Annotated in this window: 22 protein-coding genes and 1 tRNA gene; 5 read left to right on the top strand and 18 right to left on the bottom strand. The window is 60.1% G+C overall.

Translation table 11 applies throughout. The features are described from left to right. Position 1 precedes the first annotated feature (1 nt). The 9 genes from IVB45_RS18805 to IVB45_RS18765 all read right to left on the bottom strand — a co-directional run bounded on the left by IVB45_RS18805 (position 2) and on the right by IVB45_RS18765 (position 5282). Positions 2–250, bottom strand: a complete 249-nt coding sequence (locus IVB45_RS18805; protein ID WP_247359346.1) for a hypothetical protein — start codon at positions 248–250, stop codon at positions 2–4. 12 nt (positions 251–262) lie between these two features. Further along, a complete protein-coding gene (locus IVB45_RS18800; protein WP_247359345.1) occupies positions 263–550 on the bottom strand; it encodes a hypothetical protein in 288 nt (95 codons plus the stop codon). Then, a complete protein-coding gene (locus IVB45_RS18795; protein WP_247359344.1) occupies positions 550–1200 on the bottom strand; it encodes a hypothetical protein in 651 nt (216 codons plus the stop codon). The genes IVB45_RS18800 and IVB45_RS18795 overlap by 1 nt, the downstream gene beginning before the upstream one ends. After that, positions 1197–1493 carry a hypothetical protein gene (locus IVB45_RS18790; protein ID WP_247359343.1) on the bottom strand — a complete coding sequence of 99 codons (297 nt, stop codon included), beginning with the start codon at positions 1491–1493 and terminating at the stop codon, positions 1197–1199. The genes IVB45_RS18795 and IVB45_RS18790 overlap by 4 nt, the downstream gene beginning before the upstream one ends. After that, positions 1483–2031, bottom strand: coding sequence for a terminase small subunit (locus tag IVB45_RS18785; protein ID WP_247359342.1), 549 nt, complete (start codon positions 2029–2031; stop codon positions 1483–1485). Before IVB45_RS18785 ends, IVB45_RS18790 begins: the two co-directional genes overlap by 11 nt. Continuing rightward, entirely contained in the window at positions 2028–2204 is a 177-nt protein-coding gene (locus tag IVB45_RS18780) for a hypothetical protein (RefSeq protein ID WP_247359341.1), read from the bottom strand. The genes IVB45_RS18785 and IVB45_RS18780 overlap by 4 nt, the downstream gene beginning before the upstream one ends. A gap of 607 nt (positions 2205–2811) precedes the next feature. Then, the gene (locus IVB45_RS18775; protein ID WP_247359340.1) at positions 2812–4713 is read right to left on the bottom strand and encodes an AAA family ATPase; all 1902 of its coding nucleotides are present in this window, start codon (positions 4711–4713) and stop codon (positions 2812–2814) included. After that, entirely contained in the window at positions 4710–4889 is a 180-nt protein-coding gene (locus IVB45_RS18770) for a hypothetical protein (RefSeq protein ID WP_247359339.1), read from the bottom strand. The genes IVB45_RS18775 and IVB45_RS18770 overlap by 4 nt, the downstream gene beginning before the upstream one ends. A gap of 195 nt (positions 4890–5084) precedes the next feature. After that, positions 5085–5282: a DNA-binding protein gene (locus IVB45_RS18765; RefSeq protein WP_247359338.1), complete on the bottom strand. Its 198-nt coding sequence runs from the start codon at positions 5280–5282 to the stop codon at positions 5085–5087. A 180-nt stretch (positions 5283–5462) separates the two neighbouring features. Here IVB45_RS18765 and IVB45_RS18760 point away from each other — a divergent pair, with 180 nt between their 5' ends. From IVB45_RS18760 to IVB45_RS18750, 3 genes are all read left to right on the top strand, one after another. After that, positions 5463–5861 carry an Arc family DNA-binding protein gene (locus IVB45_RS18760; protein ID WP_247359336.1) on the top strand — a complete coding sequence of 133 codons (399 nt, stop codon included), beginning with the start codon at positions 5463–5465 and terminating at the stop codon, positions 5859–5861. Next, positions 5858–7027, top strand: a complete 1170-nt coding sequence (locus IVB45_RS18755; protein WP_247359335.1) for a tyrosine-type recombinase/integrase — start codon at positions 5858–5860, stop codon at positions 7025–7027. The genes IVB45_RS18760 and IVB45_RS18755 overlap by 4 nt, the downstream gene beginning before the upstream one ends. A gap of 68 nt (positions 7028–7095) precedes the next feature. Continuing rightward, positions 7096–7185 (top strand) — tRNA-Ser (locus IVB45_RS18750). Between the two features lie 1530 nt (positions 7186–8715). Here the strand turns inward: IVB45_RS18750 and IVB45_RS18745 are convergent. Continuing rightward, the gene (locus IVB45_RS18745) at positions 8716–9096 is read right to left on the bottom strand and encodes a hypothetical protein (RefSeq protein WP_247359334.1); all 381 of its coding nucleotides are present in this window, start codon (positions 9094–9096) and stop codon (positions 8716–8718) included. Positions 9097–9445: 349 nt separating this feature from the next. Beyond that, complete coding sequence (locus IVB45_RS18740) at positions 9446–10288, bottom strand: hypothetical protein (protein WP_247359333.1); 843 nt, start codon at positions 10286–10288, stop codon at positions 9446–9448. A 120-nt stretch (positions 10289–10408) separates the two neighbouring features. On the opposite strand from IVB45_RS18740, the gene IVB45_RS18735 reads away from it, so the two are divergent. Both IVB45_RS18735 and IVB45_RS18730 read left to right on the top strand, forming a co-directional pair. Continuing rightward, complete coding sequence (locus tag IVB45_RS18735) at positions 10409–10969, top strand: hypothetical protein (RefSeq protein ID WP_247359332.1); 561 nt, start codon at positions 10409–10411, stop codon at positions 10967–10969. Between the two features lies 1 nt (position 10970). Further along, entirely contained in the window at positions 10971–11366 is a 396-nt protein-coding gene (locus tag IVB45_RS18730; RefSeq protein ID WP_247359331.1) for a hypothetical protein, read from the top strand. Here the strand turns inward: IVB45_RS18730 and IVB45_RS18725 are convergent. The 7 genes from IVB45_RS18725 to IVB45_RS18695 form a co-directional block, all read right to left on the bottom strand. Further along, positions 11363–11680: a hypothetical protein gene (locus tag IVB45_RS18725; protein WP_247359330.1), complete on the bottom strand. Its 318-nt coding sequence runs from the start codon at positions 11678–11680 to the stop codon at positions 11363–11365. The two genes, IVB45_RS18730 and IVB45_RS18725, sit on opposite strands and share 4 nt — an antisense overlap. A gap of 276 nt (positions 11681–11956) precedes the next feature. Next, the gene (locus tag IVB45_RS18720) at positions 11957–12781 is read right to left on the bottom strand and encodes a hypothetical protein (protein ID WP_247359329.1); all 825 of its coding nucleotides are present in this window, start codon (positions 12779–12781) and stop codon (positions 11957–11959) included. After that, positions 12782–13087 carry a hypothetical protein gene (locus tag IVB45_RS18715; protein WP_247359328.1) on the bottom strand — a complete coding sequence of 102 codons (306 nt, stop codon included), beginning with the start codon at positions 13085–13087 and terminating at the stop codon, positions 12782–12784. A 52-nt stretch (positions 13088–13139) separates the two neighbouring features. After that, positions 13140–13574 carry a hypothetical protein gene (locus IVB45_RS18710; RefSeq protein WP_247359327.1) on the bottom strand — a complete coding sequence of 145 codons (435 nt, stop codon included), beginning with the start codon at positions 13572–13574 and terminating at the stop codon, positions 13140–13142. A 13-nt stretch (positions 13575–13587) separates the two neighbouring features. After that, complete coding sequence (locus IVB45_RS18705; protein WP_247359326.1) at positions 13588–14595, bottom strand: DUF5309 domain-containing protein; 1008 nt, start codon at positions 14593–14595, stop codon at positions 13588–13590. Positions 14596–14600: 5 nt separating this feature from the next. Further along, on the bottom strand, positions 14601–15536 hold the full coding sequence (locus IVB45_RS18700; RefSeq protein WP_247359325.1) for a hypothetical protein: 936 nt from the start codon (positions 15534–15536) through the stop codon (positions 14601–14603). Positions 15537–15647: 111 nt separating this feature from the next. Beyond that, the gene (locus IVB45_RS18695) at positions 15648–15977 is read right to left on the bottom strand and encodes a hypothetical protein (protein WP_247359324.1); all 330 of its coding nucleotides are present in this window, start codon (positions 15975–15977) and stop codon (positions 15648–15650) included. Positions 15978–15979: the final 2 nt, after the last annotated feature.

Below are 15979 nucleotides of genomic sequence, written 5' to 3'. Positions count from 1 at the left end.
GTCACTTACCCCGCACGAGAGCTTCAAGGCGCAGCTTCAACGAGCTGGCAGCGCGCAGCGCAGAGGCAACGCGTTCATGGCCGTCCGCCGGCAGGTTGGCGTTGCCGTAGAAGGCCTTGGGGCTTTCCTTGACCTCTTCCTCAAGGGCCGTGACGTATTCGACGGCCGAATCAAAGGGGCCGGCATCGTTTTTTCCAGGTCGCAAACCGTCAGCCAAATCGGCGGTGAGTACATTGGATCCGTCAGTCATTTAGTTCTCCTGTTAGTCGGTGTTGGATGAACCATCGGCAATGGTCGTGCCGTTGGAGAGATCGATGGCGCCGGTCGAGGCGTTGACGGTAACGACGCTATGACCTGACCAAATGCCGGTGGAAGTGTTGAGGCCCAGGACGAGATCCTTGGCTCGCATGCCGAGTTTACCGCCGTCGCTGATGTAGCCGGAGGCGTCGAGCGATGACGCCGGCAGCGAAGCCTCGGAATAGATCCAGACACGCGGAGCACCGCCGACGCCGCCGCCAAGAATGAAAAGGTTGTCTTTCGAGTAGGCCATCAGACGTTTCCTTCGGATGCTTGGGCGGGAGGTGCCGCCGCAGGCGCTTCAGCCGGCCGGCTCGCAATCTGAGCCTCGATCAAGCTAAGTTGCTCGGCTTGGAGGGCCTTATTGCTGTTATAAGAATCGGGGTCGTCGCGCATGATCTGGCGGATCTCGTCCATCCTCGATCCACGCGACACGGCGAATTTGCCGGGCTCGGGTTTTGCTGCGCTGGCCGGCGCCGGAGCGTTACCAAGCTCGTTGTCGATCAATCGAAGTTCGAGCGCTTGCATGTCATGGTCTTGGGAATAATCGTCCGGCCACTGCGCGCGGAAAGCTCTGATGTCAGCCAGCAGCTTCCCGTTTTCGTCCTGCTGGGCGGGCGCTTCAGGCTGCCACATGCCGGAGTTGATCTCCTCGCGAGCCTCAAGGCCCCAATCAGCCGCAAGGGCCGTGGTGGGCTCATCCAGCCCGAGGCGGGTTGCCTGCTGACGAAACGCGCCAAGCAACTCCGCCTCGTCCCCGCTGCCCTCGTACTGCAGCCCCCACTGGATCAGGTGATCGATCTTGTCGGCTGGCACACCGGCCCTGTCGAAGGTGCGCGCATAATGCGTAGCGACCGAGCGCCACTGCGGCGGCACTGTGGAAAGGATCTTGTGAAGGTTCATTGCTTCTGCGGCTCCGGCTTGGGTTTGTGCAGAGGACCGCCGGGCTGCTGCTTGAGATCGGGATGACCGACGTTCGCGGTATCACTCTGCAAGAAGCGGTAGGCGAGGCTGTAGGTAGCCTCATCGACCGCGCCGGGATTCTCCATGGCTCCGCTCAGGATGGTTTCCATGCGGTAGCTAAAGGGAACGTTGATGGTGTGATGGATGCCGAGAGCGGCTTCTGCCTTCGCGAGAGTGTAGGCAATTCGCCGGGCTGCCATCACGTCCGGAGAGAGTGAGGCTTCAAGAGACATCGGCCGACTCCTCGGTCACGCAAGCACGCAACAGCCGGTAGGCCTCTGGAGTCGCCACAGGACGCTCAGCAAGCGCCCCAACGATTTGAGCAGGCGTTGCCGACCGCGGCAGGCCCACGCTCTCAGCGGCCTCGCCAAGCAGCTTGGCTGCCGTCTTAAGCTCGGTCTTCTGTGCGTCTGCCGTCAGCTTGTCGCGGGCTGCCAGGTCTTCGTGCTTCTCAACCCAGAGGCCAGCGAGCTTGGCTATAGCTGTGACTGCTGCAACCATGCCGCTAGCGCTCTCCTTGCGCCGAGCGATCTGGCAGGCCTCGTTGAGCAACAGGTACATGCGGCTGAGCGTGACGTTCTGGGCCTCTGCCGCATCCTTGCGGAGCAGCTCTATCTCAGCCTGGACGCAGGGCATGGCGAGCAGCTGGGCTGCCTGTGACGTAGCCGAGCGTTCGCTGTAGCCCGACCGGATCGCAGCCTGCGTGCCGTTGCTGTCGATGATGTATTCGCGGGCGAAGGCCCGACGCTTGGGGGATAGCTCGACTGTCACTGAGTTGCCGCCTCCGCCTGCACAGCACGCCACACAGCGCGGCGGCAGAACGAGGCAGTGCTCAGCAGCTCTTTGCCTGCACAGCGCTCAATGGCTTCCGCAAGGCCTGGGGTGGCGCGGAAGCTGATGGGCTTGCCGGTCTGCTCCTCGCGTTCGTTCTCTTCGATGCTCATCTCGTTTCCTTCGCTGCACGTTGCAGCGGTTGATCTGCATCGGAGATAGTTGATTTGGTTCAGCGCGCAAACACTATAAAAATAGGGGTTTCCTGTTGCGTGATGTGTCGTCCTCTCTCGTATCAAGACGTTGGGCAAGTGCGACGATTTGACTCACACCGCAGGAGCGTAGTGAGTGCTCCCGAACTACAGAACCGGTGCCAGGGTCGAAAGAAGGCGAGTCTTTTCAATGTTGTGGTCGCGCGCCTACGCGCCATTGCTACCGCTTTGCTACCGGACCGACGATGAGAGGGCATCGCGGGCGACAGCAAAGGCCAGCTCACCGGCCGCTTGGCCATCAGCTCTTTGTTTTGTACCGTTTCGCACAAAAATAGATCAGGCTCGCAAGTTGGCGGGCCGCACCGCGCAGTTTTTGCTCAATTTCGGAGCCGGCGGCATTGTGGTTCTCGCAGGCGCATTTTCACGCTGAAGCATCCCCGATGTTTAGGTTTGTGAGGATGGGACATTGGGACGCGACGGGACATCTGTGGGACATTGTCCCAGGACATGAGTGGGACGGGACGGGACACACCCCTATAAGGGGTGTCCCTTGTCCCGCTGTCCCGGCTTAGTTGCTATCGGGGCTATGAACCATCCACACCAGCTCCCGACCGTTCACCGTCTCCCCTCCAATGAGTTCGCTGTTCCGGGCCTCGTTCAGCCCACGGCGCCACGCCTTACGCTCTGCCTCGGCGCGGTTGCCTTCTCCGCTGCTGACATAGCGCTGCTCATGGATCTTCCGGGCATCGCTGACCACCGCAGCTCTGACCACCGGCCCGTCGCCGCCAACCCGATGATTTAAAGAGGCCTCCAGAATGGCGGCGTTGATGCAGTCCCTCACCAGTCGAAGGCCCTTGGGCCACGTTGATCTTTTCCGAGCGGAAGGGGACGACGCCTCCTCAGATACGCTCTCCACCACGAGGCTTGTCTTGAAGTCGGGCAGATCGATCTTGGCGAAGGTGATGTCGCGCGACCACATATCATCGCCCTCCTTCTGCTTGGCACACGTGATCTTGCCGGCCTTGAGCGGTCCATCGCCTTCACGGGAGATACTGAACATGAAGTCGGAGTTGTTCTGAAAGAACATCGAGCCGTTCGCGTCACCCGCTTTGTTCTCGTGATGCACGCCAACGGCAGTCCCGCCAGTGATCTCGCCGACCTGCTGAAGCCTTTCCATGAACAGCGTAATTGGGGCTTCCTTGGCCATGTCGGCGCCGGGCAGAACGCGACCGACTGTATCGACCAGGACAAACCGGAACGTCCGTCCCAAGGCTTTGATGTCGTCCTTGAGCGCCGCGAAGGCGGTATCGTCAAGGAACGAGATAGACGATCGCATGAAGACAAGCCGGCTTGGTTCGTCCGTGATGCCTCGATGCTGCATGAATGCGGCAACGCGCTTCACAAAGCCCGCGTGGCCTTCTCTGGCGATGATCAGAACATCGGTTGGCTCTCCGGGCAGCTTTACGCCGTGCCAGTCCGGGAGACCGAATGCGAGATGCAGGCACCAATCAAAGCCGAGAAATGACTTGCCGCTGCCCCACTTGCCATAGAGCAACCCGACACTGCGTTCCGGAATCCAGCCATCCATCAGATATTCTGCGGGCGGCAGCGACTTCAAATCTGAAAACGTCTCGAACTTGAAGCGAGAAAGAGGCTCCTCTGGCTTGATCTCTGGAGCATGCCTCATCAGGTCCGCGAGATCGTCCACCGTCCCTCCGGCTTCGATCCAGTCCGACACGTCACCTTTTGCAGCAAGCCCCGGAAGATGCACGACGCGCACCGTGCGGGCGATACCGTGCAGCGTTTCCGTGACCAGCTTGGCATGATCTTCGCCGGCCGGGTCGTTGTCGGGCAAGATATAGACGTTCTTGCCCTTGAAGTACTCAGCGAGTTCGGCCGGAAACTTGCCGGCGCCTCCGGGGTTGGTCGTCACTGTGAAGCCGAGCGCGGCCACATTGTCCGCGTCCTTCTCACCCTCGACGATCACGACGTCGTCGTGCCGTGAAGTTCGCAGCTCCGGCAGCCTGTAGGGAATTTTCGGCCCCTTGGGCGCGCCGCTGACCCAGGCCCCGCCAATCCAGTGCGACTGGTAGAAGCCGGGCCGGACGACGCGCAGATAAGGCGTGCCGTCATCTTGCTTGTAGATGTAGGTTGCCGGCGGGCTGTCGGCCTTCGCCACCGGCTTACTCACACGGTCGGCCATGCGAGCCAAACTATCCCGCGGCGGGGTTGTTGGTTCCCAGCGAACCCCCATCTTGTCGCGGACGTAGTCCTTGCACTTCAACGGATCGTCGCTGGCGTGGCTGTGCACAATGAAACCGCCGGGAGCCGCTCCATCAGGCTTCACACTGAGAGAGCGGTCGTCAGCACTGTGGCCAGGTCCGGGCGCCACCACTTGCTTGCCGGAAACCTCGCCGCCCAGTGCAGTCGCGATTTCCCGAAGAGTGAAGTTGAACGTGTGTGCGTTCATGCAGCACCGTCCTTGTGGATCTTGCGCCACTGCAATTCGTTCTCGATGGCGGTGCGGGTTGCGTTCAGCTCCTCCAGGAGGGCCAGCAGGTCGTCGTTCGACAGGGACCGCGTGGCATGCGCACGGATCGCACGCATCTGACAGCCCAGGTAGTTGTTGAGGAATGGAGCTATCACCTAAGCGCCTCCAGAAATACGAGAGGCGCGATCGTCTCAGCCATTGCTGCGTTGACGGCGTAGAGCCGGGCAAGACGCGAAGCTTGCAGTCTGACCAGGGATGGTGCTATTGATTCCGGGTCTGCCAGGACACACGGAAATTTTGGGGTCGCTTCGGCGGCCCCTTTCGTTGTGAGCATGTTTTTGCGCATGAGTTCAGGCGACCTCCAGCCCAAGCTGGCGCCGGAGCGGTGCAGTCGGCACCTTCAACAGCCTTCCAATCTTGATCGTCGGAAAGTCACCTCGCTTGGCTGCGTCGTACGACGCATTGCGGCTCAGGCCGTAGATGATGCGCCCAACGTCGGGGACGTCCGCGGTGGGGTTGCTCAGCAACTCGTGCAGTTCTTTGTTCATGCATCGCTCCTTGGAAAGGGGCGGGGTACACAACATAAAGGCCCCGCGGGTTCAAACCAGGTACCAAATCTGGTACCGTGCGACTTGTAGGTAGGCCCGCCCACGAAAGGTGTCAAGTACCACTTGTGGTACCCCGTATTTGGTGCTATTGAGTGCCGTGTAGTCCCACGGAGTAAGGCAATGCCGCGGAAGCCCGCCGAATACGTACAGTTCAAACTGAGAATCCGTGAGGGTCTGCGGCGGCGGATCGAGCGGGATGCTGAGAAGAACAATCGATCGGCAAACAACGAGGCCGTTGCCAGGCTCGAAAGCTCGTACTCAAAGCACGAGCAACAAGCGCTGATCGAGACGCTGGTGGGGGGGGAATTCAATGCCGACTTTCTCCGGCTGGTCGCACTGAAGATGCAGCTTCTTCAGGCCGGCAACCCTGCATGGAAGTCAGACAAAACTGCTCGATCAAAATTCGTGAAAGATCTGGCCAACGCGCTCCTTGCGGCCGACGAGGCGTTGCTCTCGGCGCCGTCAGATCCGGACGCGGCGGTTGATTGGCTTAGCTCAGATGAATGGGGGAAAAAATGAAGGGCCACGTTCGTGAGCGCGGCAAGGGGCGCTGGTATGCAGTCATTGAAACCCGCGACGGCGCAGGCCAACGCAAGCGCAAGTGGGTCTCGTTGCCCGACGCCAAGGGCAAGCGGGATGCTCAGACAGCCTGCGGCAAACTGATAACCGAGCTAAACGGTGGCTCTTATGTCGAGCCATCCAAGACAACGCTGGCGCAGTTTTTCGATCGCTGGCTGAAGCATATTAAGCCGAACGTCTCGCCCCGCACTTACGAGCGGTATCAGCAGATCGCCACCAAGAACATCGCACCGCTGATCGGCGGGAAGATCCTTTCTAAACTCCAGCCGATCGAAATCAGCGAAGCTTACGCCCAGGCTCTGGAGAACGGCCGGCGAGACGGAAAGGGCGGTTTATCGCCCCGTACTGTCCATCACATGCATCGTGTCTTGTTCTCCGCCCTTGATCAGGCGGAGCGGTGGAAACTCATTGTCCGTAATCCAGCAGCGTTGCTGGAGAAGCGGGACCGGCCGAAGATCGAACGCAAGCCCGTTGCGACGATCGACGCGTCCACCACAGCAACCGTTTTCGATGCCGCCCGGCAGCGGCGGCTGTTTATCCCCCTCGTGCTGGCAACCTTGTGCGGCCTGCGCAGGGGCGAGATTACGGCGCTTCGCTGGCGCTCGATTGATCTGGACAATGGCCAGTTGGCGGTCGTCGCCAGCACCGAGCAGACGGACGCCGGCAGCATCCGCGAGAAAGAAGCCAAGTCCGGCCGTTCCCGCACCGTGGCGCTGCCGTCGCTGGCCATCGAAGAGTTGCGCCGCTGGCGGCTCCAGCAAGCCGAGGAACTTCTCAAGCTGGGGGTGAGGGCGGATGATAGCCGGCACGTCATCACTCAGGCGGACGGCGAGCCGCTCCAGCCGCGGAGCCTGACGCACGTCATGTCGGACTTCCTGAAAGAGTGGGGCATGACGCTGCACAAGATGCGTCACACCCACGCCAGCCACATGCTGGCGGCCAATGTTCATCCGAAGATCGTTCAGGAGAGGCTTGGCCATTCCTCGATCGCGATCACCATGGATATCTACAGCCACCTGATGCCGAACATGCAGGGTGGGGCCGCCGCCGCGGTTGACGACGCCATGCGAGCCGCAATAAAGAAGCGAACCGACGACGGTGGGTAGCAAAGCGGTAGCAGAGTCCACGAAACGTTCTCTGCGAAGCGACGAAAAGGCTAGCGATTTCAAGTCTTGGAAGGGTGGCCGAGTGGTTTAAGGCACCGGTCTTGAAAACCGGCGTGCCCGCAAGGGTACCGTGGGTTCGAATCCCACCCCTTCCGCCAAAACATCAACAAAATCAGCCGCTTACTTGGGTCATCTGGCTCCAACGTACAATCGAACGTACAATGGTTGCGATGGGCCGGCGCCGAGAAATATCCGAGCTGAGGCGCGTAGAGCGAACCTTCCTAGCGTGGGCTGCTCTAGAGGAGGGGCCGTTTCGACTGGCGCTTCTCGACATAGCGAGCACCGCTCAGAGCGCGATAAAGATGGACGGAGAGGGCAGGGCAGGCGCAATCGATCCATGACGAAATGGCCAGAGACAACAATCCTTCATACCGATGACAGCCGCCCCCGTCCGCATCCGTAAGCACGAAGCTGTGCCCCAGACCGGCAGCTACGAAGTCTGCTTCGCCGATGGTCGGCCGAGCGTCTACTTCTATTGGGATGATATCGCGGGAAGGCGGCTCGCGCCGAACCTGTTGACCGGGGCAGAAGCGCTAGACAAGGCACGTGCACTCGCGAGAGCGGAGCTCGCTCGCTATGGGAAGACGAACTGAACAAATAGGAACGACAACCGCGGGCGGTGATTTGAATGGCTGCCGGCAACCAGCCCGAGCCGGCGGAGCGGCCCCGGCCTAACCTCCAGTGGTCCCCAGCAGCCGGGGCCGTGTCTCGGCAAGTGAAGCCATTTCGCACGTTGGCGAAATCTTCTTGAAACAATGCAGGTCGAAGCTGGCGGCATCAAATACGAGGTGCGACATGCTAGTCCTAATGAACCTGATATGGCGGCGGCTTGCCTACACAATGCTGATCGGTATGCGCTCTAAGCTCGTGCGCCAGTAAGGGAAGGATGCTTTCCTCAGGAGGCCAACATGCCCAAAGAGATCGCTATAGCGCTCTGGTCCTTGGCTGCTGCCTGCGTAGTCGCATTCAGCATGGCAGCGCTGGTTGCGACCCACTAGACGAGAGAAAACCGCCAGCGTGAACCGCGCGGGTGCCGTGGCGGCGCCCAAAAAGCCGGCCCCTCAGGAGGATGAATCCCTTGAGGCCGGAGTCTACGCTAAGCAGCTCCGAGACAGCCCGGAGCGGGAAGAAAACGCCCCCAGATTGCCACTTGTTCCCGACTACCAAAATACCGCCCCGAACTGCGTGTCCGCGGCAATGGAATACGCCCGCCAGCGTGAACCGACGGTCGAGCAAAGCGCTGTCATCAACCTGTGGCATGATCATTGCTAGATTGAACACGGACTGGGATTTCAGTGCCCAGTTTGAGACAAGGCGCTGCCGGAGGGACTGTCATTTTGAGTCCGGCAGCGCCCTTCAATGTTTAGGGGGCAAACCGCTTAGCGAGCATGGCGAGACACATGCTTGCCCTGAGCAGATATCGGTACACCTTGAGCTTGAGCGTCCAGGTGAGGAGCTGGATCAGTCGCATTTCAGCCCGTCCTTCATCAGGTCGAGTCGTGCTCCGATCTCAAGCGCTACCTGATGCATCCCGTCCACGCATGTGTCGGCATCAGGCCCGGCGAGTACGACAACAAGCAAGCCGACGAGGGCCTGTGTCTCCCTGAGGAGATCTAGGGGCGCCTGGGTCATGCCATCACCGTATGCTGCCAGTCTTGCCAGCCGGTCTGCTCCAGCAACCCGTCGTGGTCGCCGACGCCGGTGTCGTCCGGCTCGCCGCCGTCGTGCTCGTGTTCGGTGTCGTCCTTGCACCCGGCGCCCCAGCGGGTTTGGTCGGCCGCCCGATCGAGCGACCCTAAGGACGGCTCGGTTTCCTCCGGCTCGTCATCATCCGGCTCCCGCTCCATGTGATTGTCGGTCGCGTCCAGAAACCGGATCAGCCGGTCAATCTCGTCTCTGGCGTCCTTTCGGAGTCTGCCGATGGCATGGAAGATTTGGTCGGGGGATATGTCGGTGCGAACGTAAAGCTCACCAGCGGAGTCCGCTGGGCTTCCTAGGGGCGTTTTCATGGTGGTGGCTTTCTAGATGGCTTCTTAAGGCCGTTGCCCGTGTCGGACGGGCAGCCGGGAGTTAAGAACCTGCTAGAAACAGGCGGGCGGCCTTTAAGCTTTCGCTCTGGACATAGCGCACCCCTCCCGGCATATTCGCCAGGTTCGGTGCACCCGCCAAGGTGCATCCCGCATCAGACCCCGCCAAGGGTCCATGCATTCGGCAGCTTCCGACGCCAATCGGTAGCCCGCCTATTCTAGTCCGGGTTCTTAAGCCCACGGACACGCTGCACCTGATTTGCTTAAAAATCCATCCCCTTCGGGGCGCCTCGGCGCGCCTGCACCTGGGAATGTCCCAGGGTAGGGCGGCCTAGTCCCATAGCCCGCGGCTCACGGTGTCGCCCCTGGTCGTTGGCCCGTCATCAAATACTGCTTCATCCAGGGAGACCAGGGGGCTGTCGCCGAATTTGCGGTACTTGGTGGCAAACATCTGATTGTGGGCGGTGACGTAGGCGCGAACCCGGCCTTTTACATCTTCTCGCTTCAACGCCCCTGTCAGAATGTCTTCGAAGATCGCGCTGACTACGTCGTCGCGGTCGGGGAAGCTCGCCGGCAGCATCGAGCGGATCGAATAGTAATCATTATTTTGCGCGCGCTTAATCTCGTTGCGGACGCGCATCCATCTTGTGTGAAGGGCTCGCGATCGCGAGCCTTCAATGACCGCTGCAGCGAGCCTGTCAATCTCAGGGTTCTCTCGCCTCGCACGCCTGAGCGCATGGTGCGCTAGCAACCGGGTTGATCTACCGGACGAGGTCAGAGAACTGATCGCGATTCCTCGTTCGAGCGCAGCTTTCACTTTCACCAAAACCTCTGGCTTAACTGAGCCGCCAGTCTTGTACCGAAGGAAGTGGCACATATTGCACTTCCGGATCACACTCCCTTTGTCAAAGTTCAGCCGCTGGTGCACCACAAAGGGATGCCCAAATTTGCAGTGGGTTTTGCTCCGGTTGTAGTTGCCCTTTCTGCGTTGTGCGGCAACCGCATTTGCCTCAATGAGAGGCCGCGCCGTCGCCGCATACTCCGGATGATCTTTGAAATAGATCTCAAGGCGCGCTGCCGACACTCCGAATGCCCGAGGCGTTTGTCCGGCTCGAAGACCGGCCATCAACCGCCCCGCCAACGGCTCTCTGATGCTGTACAGCTTCGCCCGCATGCTCGCCTCCACATGCGCAGAATTGCGCTGTGGAAGGGCGCGCCTGAGTCGCGGCGGGAGAGTGGCGGGACTTGTCTTTCCGCGCCCGTTCCGGTTGAATTCGCTCCGGAGGCCGGGGGAATGAAGTACGAAATTGCGCTTGGCGCACTTCTCGCGTCCGCACTCTGGATCGTTGTGGCGATTACGGCGGGCGCGCCAACTATACAGGCGCTGAAGGATTTCGCTGGGCCGATTGCCACGGTATTCGCCGCCAGCGTTGCTGGTTGGGTAGCGTTTACGTTGGGGCGCGCTCAGGTTGCTGTTGCTGAGCGAGCTTGGCAAACCTCTAACGAAAAAATCGTGCTGGACCTCTTCGACAAGAGGCTGTCGATAATCGAAGATGTGCGGTCGCTCATCGGAGAAGTGGTGCGGAACGGCAGAGCCCCTGACGAGCACTACTATCGCTGGCTTAGAGCAACGGATCGGGTCTCATACTTCTTCGGACCGGAAGTGGAGGCGTATATTGAACGACTAAGGCAGTCTCTTATCAAACTTGAACATGCAAACTCTATGCTGGAAACGCATGTCGAACGTCCCATTTGGGCCGAAGTGCGGCGGAGGCATTTTGAAGCAGTTGTCGATTTCTACAAGGAAGCGCCGCCCATATTCGCGCCATACATGAAAGCCCATCAGAAAGCGTAACATGTTGGAGATTTCATGGGACGGCAGCACCCGAGCGCCAGTCGTGCGCGCTGGGCCATTCGCTTTAAAATTCGCCAAGAATCAGCGGGGGCGCGCTAGCAACTTGTACGAAGCGAATTTATACCGCAGATCAAACGACGCGCGTCGAGCGATGCTCTGTCCGGCGCTCTGGGTTTCCCCCTTTGGTCTTCTGCTTATCCAGGCGGCTGCCGTTCCTCTTGAGGAAGGCAACATGATGTCGATCGATGAGTATCTGGGCATGGCATCCCGGTGGCGAAATGCTGCGATGGACAATGAGCCGTGTCCGTTCGAATCGAAGGCGCGCGATTGGGGCTTGTTCGAAGGCAGAACGGTTGCACTCGATTACTCAGAACCCGCCTGGGCAGGTGACGATTAGTGCATCGTCGCCCCGTCCGGCTCCGGCGGGGTGCTGAGGGCAACCCTGTCATAGGCCATCCCGATCAGCCGTTGCGCCATGTCGTGCAGCAGCTCGGCGTCCTTGTCGTTGCGGGCGAAGCAGACGGCAGCCGCGGCGTGGAGGGCGCGGCCACAGGCCAGCAAGCCCGCAAGCTCCATGTCTTTAGCATCCACCAGCATTTGTGCGATCTCTGCACCGAACCTCTTGTCCACCGGGCCGGCCGAAACCCGCCTGACCAGTTCATGCTCAAGTCGCAACGCCATTTCACCTAGGTCGGGGGTCTTAGCAGACATTGATTCTGGTCCTCTCTCGTCAGTTGCTGATGGATGCGCCGTAGATCCTCGGCGCCGTCTTCCCATGGCTTTCCGGTGAACCGAGCCCACCGTCGGATAGTGGCAACTTCCGCCGGGCTCAGTCCTGGGTCGTCAATGCGTACAGCGCACTCAGAAACCATGTTCTTGTGCTCGATCATGGCCGTGCACCACTCAGGCGAGCCGAGGGCAGGGGGCGTAATCTCTGTGCGCTCCAGCGCAGCTTGCGCCGCAAGTCGTTCGCCCTCGTTAGGGCTGTCAAGCAGCTTCGCGATCTTCTGCCGGCGTGTCTGCATCTGCTGCCCTCGCTACCAATTCCTGAATCCGATGATCCCGCAAGAGAACGGGCGCCCCTGACAAAGCCGCCTGTATCTCGTTGTCGCTGAATCCAACAGCGGCCAGAGCGGCGGGAATTGCTTCCCACCCATCAATGCCGGTGGCCTTCTGTGCGATCGCGAGGCAAGCCGGGCTAGAGAGATTGATCGGAGTAGGCGACGACCAAAGCTGTTGAAGCTCGTGCTCGTTGGAGCCCATGCTCTTCAACATGGCGACGACCTTGGCCGTTTCTTCCCGGCCCCAATCCGGGCGATCGATGCTAAAGGCGTCATTCTCGGCATCGCACTGTCGTTTCCACGCCTGAAGCTCTTCCCCGCATGCAGCTTCGTAGATGGTCTTCAATCCCTGAGCGTAGGCATAGCTCGCTTGAAACTCAGGACTGTGCAGCACGGTCATGTCGTCCACTCCCTGAAACTGCTGAACGGCTCGATCAATGAAGTCGTTCATCTCGGACAGGCAACGCAATTGCTTGCCGGTCGCGGCATATCGGGTTTGCCTGACCTCCGCGAGATCAGCGTAAGGCCTGTCGATCTGGCCCGCCGCCTGGTGGACTGTGACCTCCGCCCGTTTCTTGCGAGGCGCGGCACGCTGCCCAGCAACCCGCCCGGAAAGAACGGCCGCCGCGTCGTCGAGAGACAACCACTTGCCCTTGGGGCTGGATACTAGGGCGGAAGACGTTCCTGTCTCTTCGGCGAAGACGGGAGCAAGCCGCTCTGCCGCTTCTGTCAGGGTTAGAGCAGTGCTCATTTAGATGTTTCCTTTGAAGGTGCGGAACGCAGCGTGGCTGGAGTCATTCAGAAACCGTTTGATGAATTTTCGGTCGCGCTGCTTCATCGGCTCTGCCAGCTTGTCGAAAAACAGATTGAGCGGCAGACGCGCAACCACCTTGCCATCCCCGAATCTCTGTCCAAGAGAGTTGTTGAAGTCCTCACTGTTGGCAGCGAGGAGGTCATCAACCGGCGTTTCGGTCTTGACCACCCACGCGTTTCCGATGTCCATGAAGTAAGTCATGGTGCCGTCGTCGTCGCGCGAGAGGATCTTCCAATCTTCCATGGTCGCTTGCTCCGTAGAGGAGAAGCGGCCCCGAAGGGCCGCCCCAGGCCCGTTAGGGCAGATCCGCAATGGTTGGAACGGTCGTGCTGACGACGTGGCCGACGAGATTCCAGCGGGTGCCATCAGCGCATTCGATACGCACGCGAGTTCCAACGTCCGGCGTCACGACCGTGAACTTGCCGTTGGAGCTTCCGTTGCTGCGAACTGGCACCAACTCGTCCGTGCCGGCGCCTGCGTCGGAATCCATGTGGATCACACCGCCCTTGTAGTAGTTCGTGTTTGAACCGGTGCTGATGATCCAGTTCTGGGCATCAGCAGCAGCACCAACATACGCGAACTCGAACCACAAGCCGGTCTGAGGCGTCGGCAAGGTAATCGTGCAGGTCGCGGTCAGGTCCGGCATGTAGTGGACCAGGCCAGCGTTGTCCGGGTCCACGGTGTAAGTCGCCGCGTCCGGGACCGAGATCGGAAAGTGAGTAACAGGCATATTCGTTTTCCCTTTAGGTGCTGGCGGTGAGGCCGAAGGTGTCGGCGATGGCGGTGCAGGCCTGCTCGTTCTTCATGACCAGACAGAACTCGGTCACGACAGCCCGCTTCTCGGCGTCGCCCGTCTTGGCAAGCTTTTCCGTCCCCATCGCGCGGAAGACGCCGCGAGCGACGTAGTCCGGGTCAATAACAAGGACGTTGCGCGAAGCCGAAGCGTTCAGCATCACGCGGTTCGGCACCACGGCCAGTTCACCGAAGTCGGACAGGTACATGTCCGCAGCAGCAACGATGGTTGCCTGCTTCTTGCCGTTCGCAGGCGTGCGCTGCTGAGCAACGTTCGCATCCGCCATGAAGGTCGAAAAGATGCGCTTGTTGTACGGGGAGACCATCACCGTGGTCGGGTTACCGCCTGCGTTGTAGCAAGTGGAAATCGCGGTATCGAGCAAGGTCTTGGTGAAAGCGCGCTGGGTGCCGTTGGTGGCCGCCGTCACAAGGCCGGTGCCACTGTTAAAGCCGCCCGACGTACCGGTTGCGCCTCGCAAACCGTTCGTTGAGGTTGCGGACGAGATCCATGCAGGGAAGCCCGCCGAGACGCGGCCGGTTGTCGAGGTGCCGGCGGAAGAGGCGGCGTTGGAGACGAGAGAAAGCTCCACGTCCTTCTTGATCTCCGCGCCCATTTTAGCGAGCTGGTAGCCAAGTTCCGACTTGCGGCCGGCCTTGTCCGCCTTCTCCTGGGACTGCGAAACGATGAGCGTATCGCTCGCAATCTGGGTGAAGTTCTGCACGCGAACCGTGGGCGCCTTGGTCTGGAAGGCGAAATCGTCGCCTTCGACTTGAGCGTTGGTGGCTGGCGCGCGGAGAGTGTCCGTCTGCCAGTCATGACGAGTTGAGGAGACCAGAGTGGAGCCGATCAGAGACACAAAGGGCGTATCCTTCGGTGAGATGTTGTAGACAACATCCTCCAGGTCTTCGCGGTTGCCTACACGATCGTAGGTCTGCAACGTTCCGGAAACGACAGTCATTGAGTTTAGTCTTTCATGCGTTGGGCGATGATCGCTGCTGCGTCATCCAATCGCCCGGTGTTTGCGAATTGCTCGAACTCCGTCCGTGTCGCGCGGGTGGACCTTGCGGCCCTGTCCATGCGCCGGTTGCTTGTCAGCACGGGAGCGCCTGCAATCTTGCCCTTGACCTTGGAGACCGATTTCATGGCCTTCTGGTATCGGGATAGATCGCGGACGATCCTGAAATTCCGCCAATCGTTCAGCATGGCGTTAAGCTCCTCAACTGAGCAGCCGTATTCAGCCATTGTATCGATCGCGTCTTCCTGGAATCGTCGGGCTTCCTTCGCGTTCGTCAATTCCGGCATGGTCTCCAGCAACTTTTCCTGCTGCTGTTGCCGTGCCATCACTTGACGGTGCGCAAAGTCACGCCCTTCGGCGTCGCGTGCTGTTTGGGCAGCCTCGACTTCATTCCGAGCGGCTTGTTGGGCGTGCGCTATGACGCCCATCTTAAATTCGTATTCCGCCTGTTGGTCTTTCCATTGCTGGGGGTCAACATCGACCAGGGAGGCGTCGGGTTGTTGAGGCAGCAGGGCGGCGGCAACCACGTCCAGCGCTTGGCGCAATTCTGCGACCAGGCCGGCATGGTGTTGGATGTGGACGCGAACCTCCTCAAAGCGAGCCCGCTCTTCAGCGAGGGCCTGGGTTTTCGCGGTAAACGTTTTGCGGCTGATATAGCCGCGCTTCAGTTCGGTTAGCGAAAGTTCGGCGCCATCCTTGAGCTTGATCTTCGTGTCATCGCTCGGTGCAGGCGGATCGACTTCCTTCTCCACAATGGCAGGCGTGCGGCGTTCGGCCGGGCCATCATCGTGGAGTTCAGACGACAAGACTTCCGCCGCGGAAGCGACGGTTAGCTCGGTAGATTCAGAACTGACGGGCGCATCGGCGCGGGCGTCGGCTTCCATTCAACCTATCCTCTTAACGGTCCAAAAAAGCGACAAGGGGAAGGAAACAAACCCCTTGTCGCCAGTCTTGGACCTCGACCAGGACGGAGATCCCAGCCAAGCCTTGAATTTCTAGACAACCCATGCTGCATCAGGAGATGCGTAAACCGATCTCTCTATCCCAGCTAAAGCTAGACGCGTCGCAATGCGCAGCGCCGTCTCTCCAGGCTGCAGCACGTACGAATCCGTTTTGCCCGCGAGCGGGACTCCCTTCGCGTCGGTCAACTTCACTTCGTTGTCCTCGGCGGTGTAATGGACTTGCATCACGGCGCCCGGATCACCGGTCTCCTCGTTCGGAGCGCGCGTCTGTGCCGAAGTGGAATAGACAATCGGCCGCCGCTTGCGCGGCTTCGGCTGCTTGCTGGCGCTATGCGCCCTGATTTTATCGGCCCAGCCCGCCATCG

The organism is Bradyrhizobium sp. 4 (genome assembly GCF_023100905.1).
Classification (GTDB): domain Bacteria; phylum Pseudomonadota; class Alphaproteobacteria; order Rhizobiales; family Xanthobacteraceae; genus Bradyrhizobium.
This window is presented reverse-complemented; position numbering and strand designations above follow the sequence as displayed.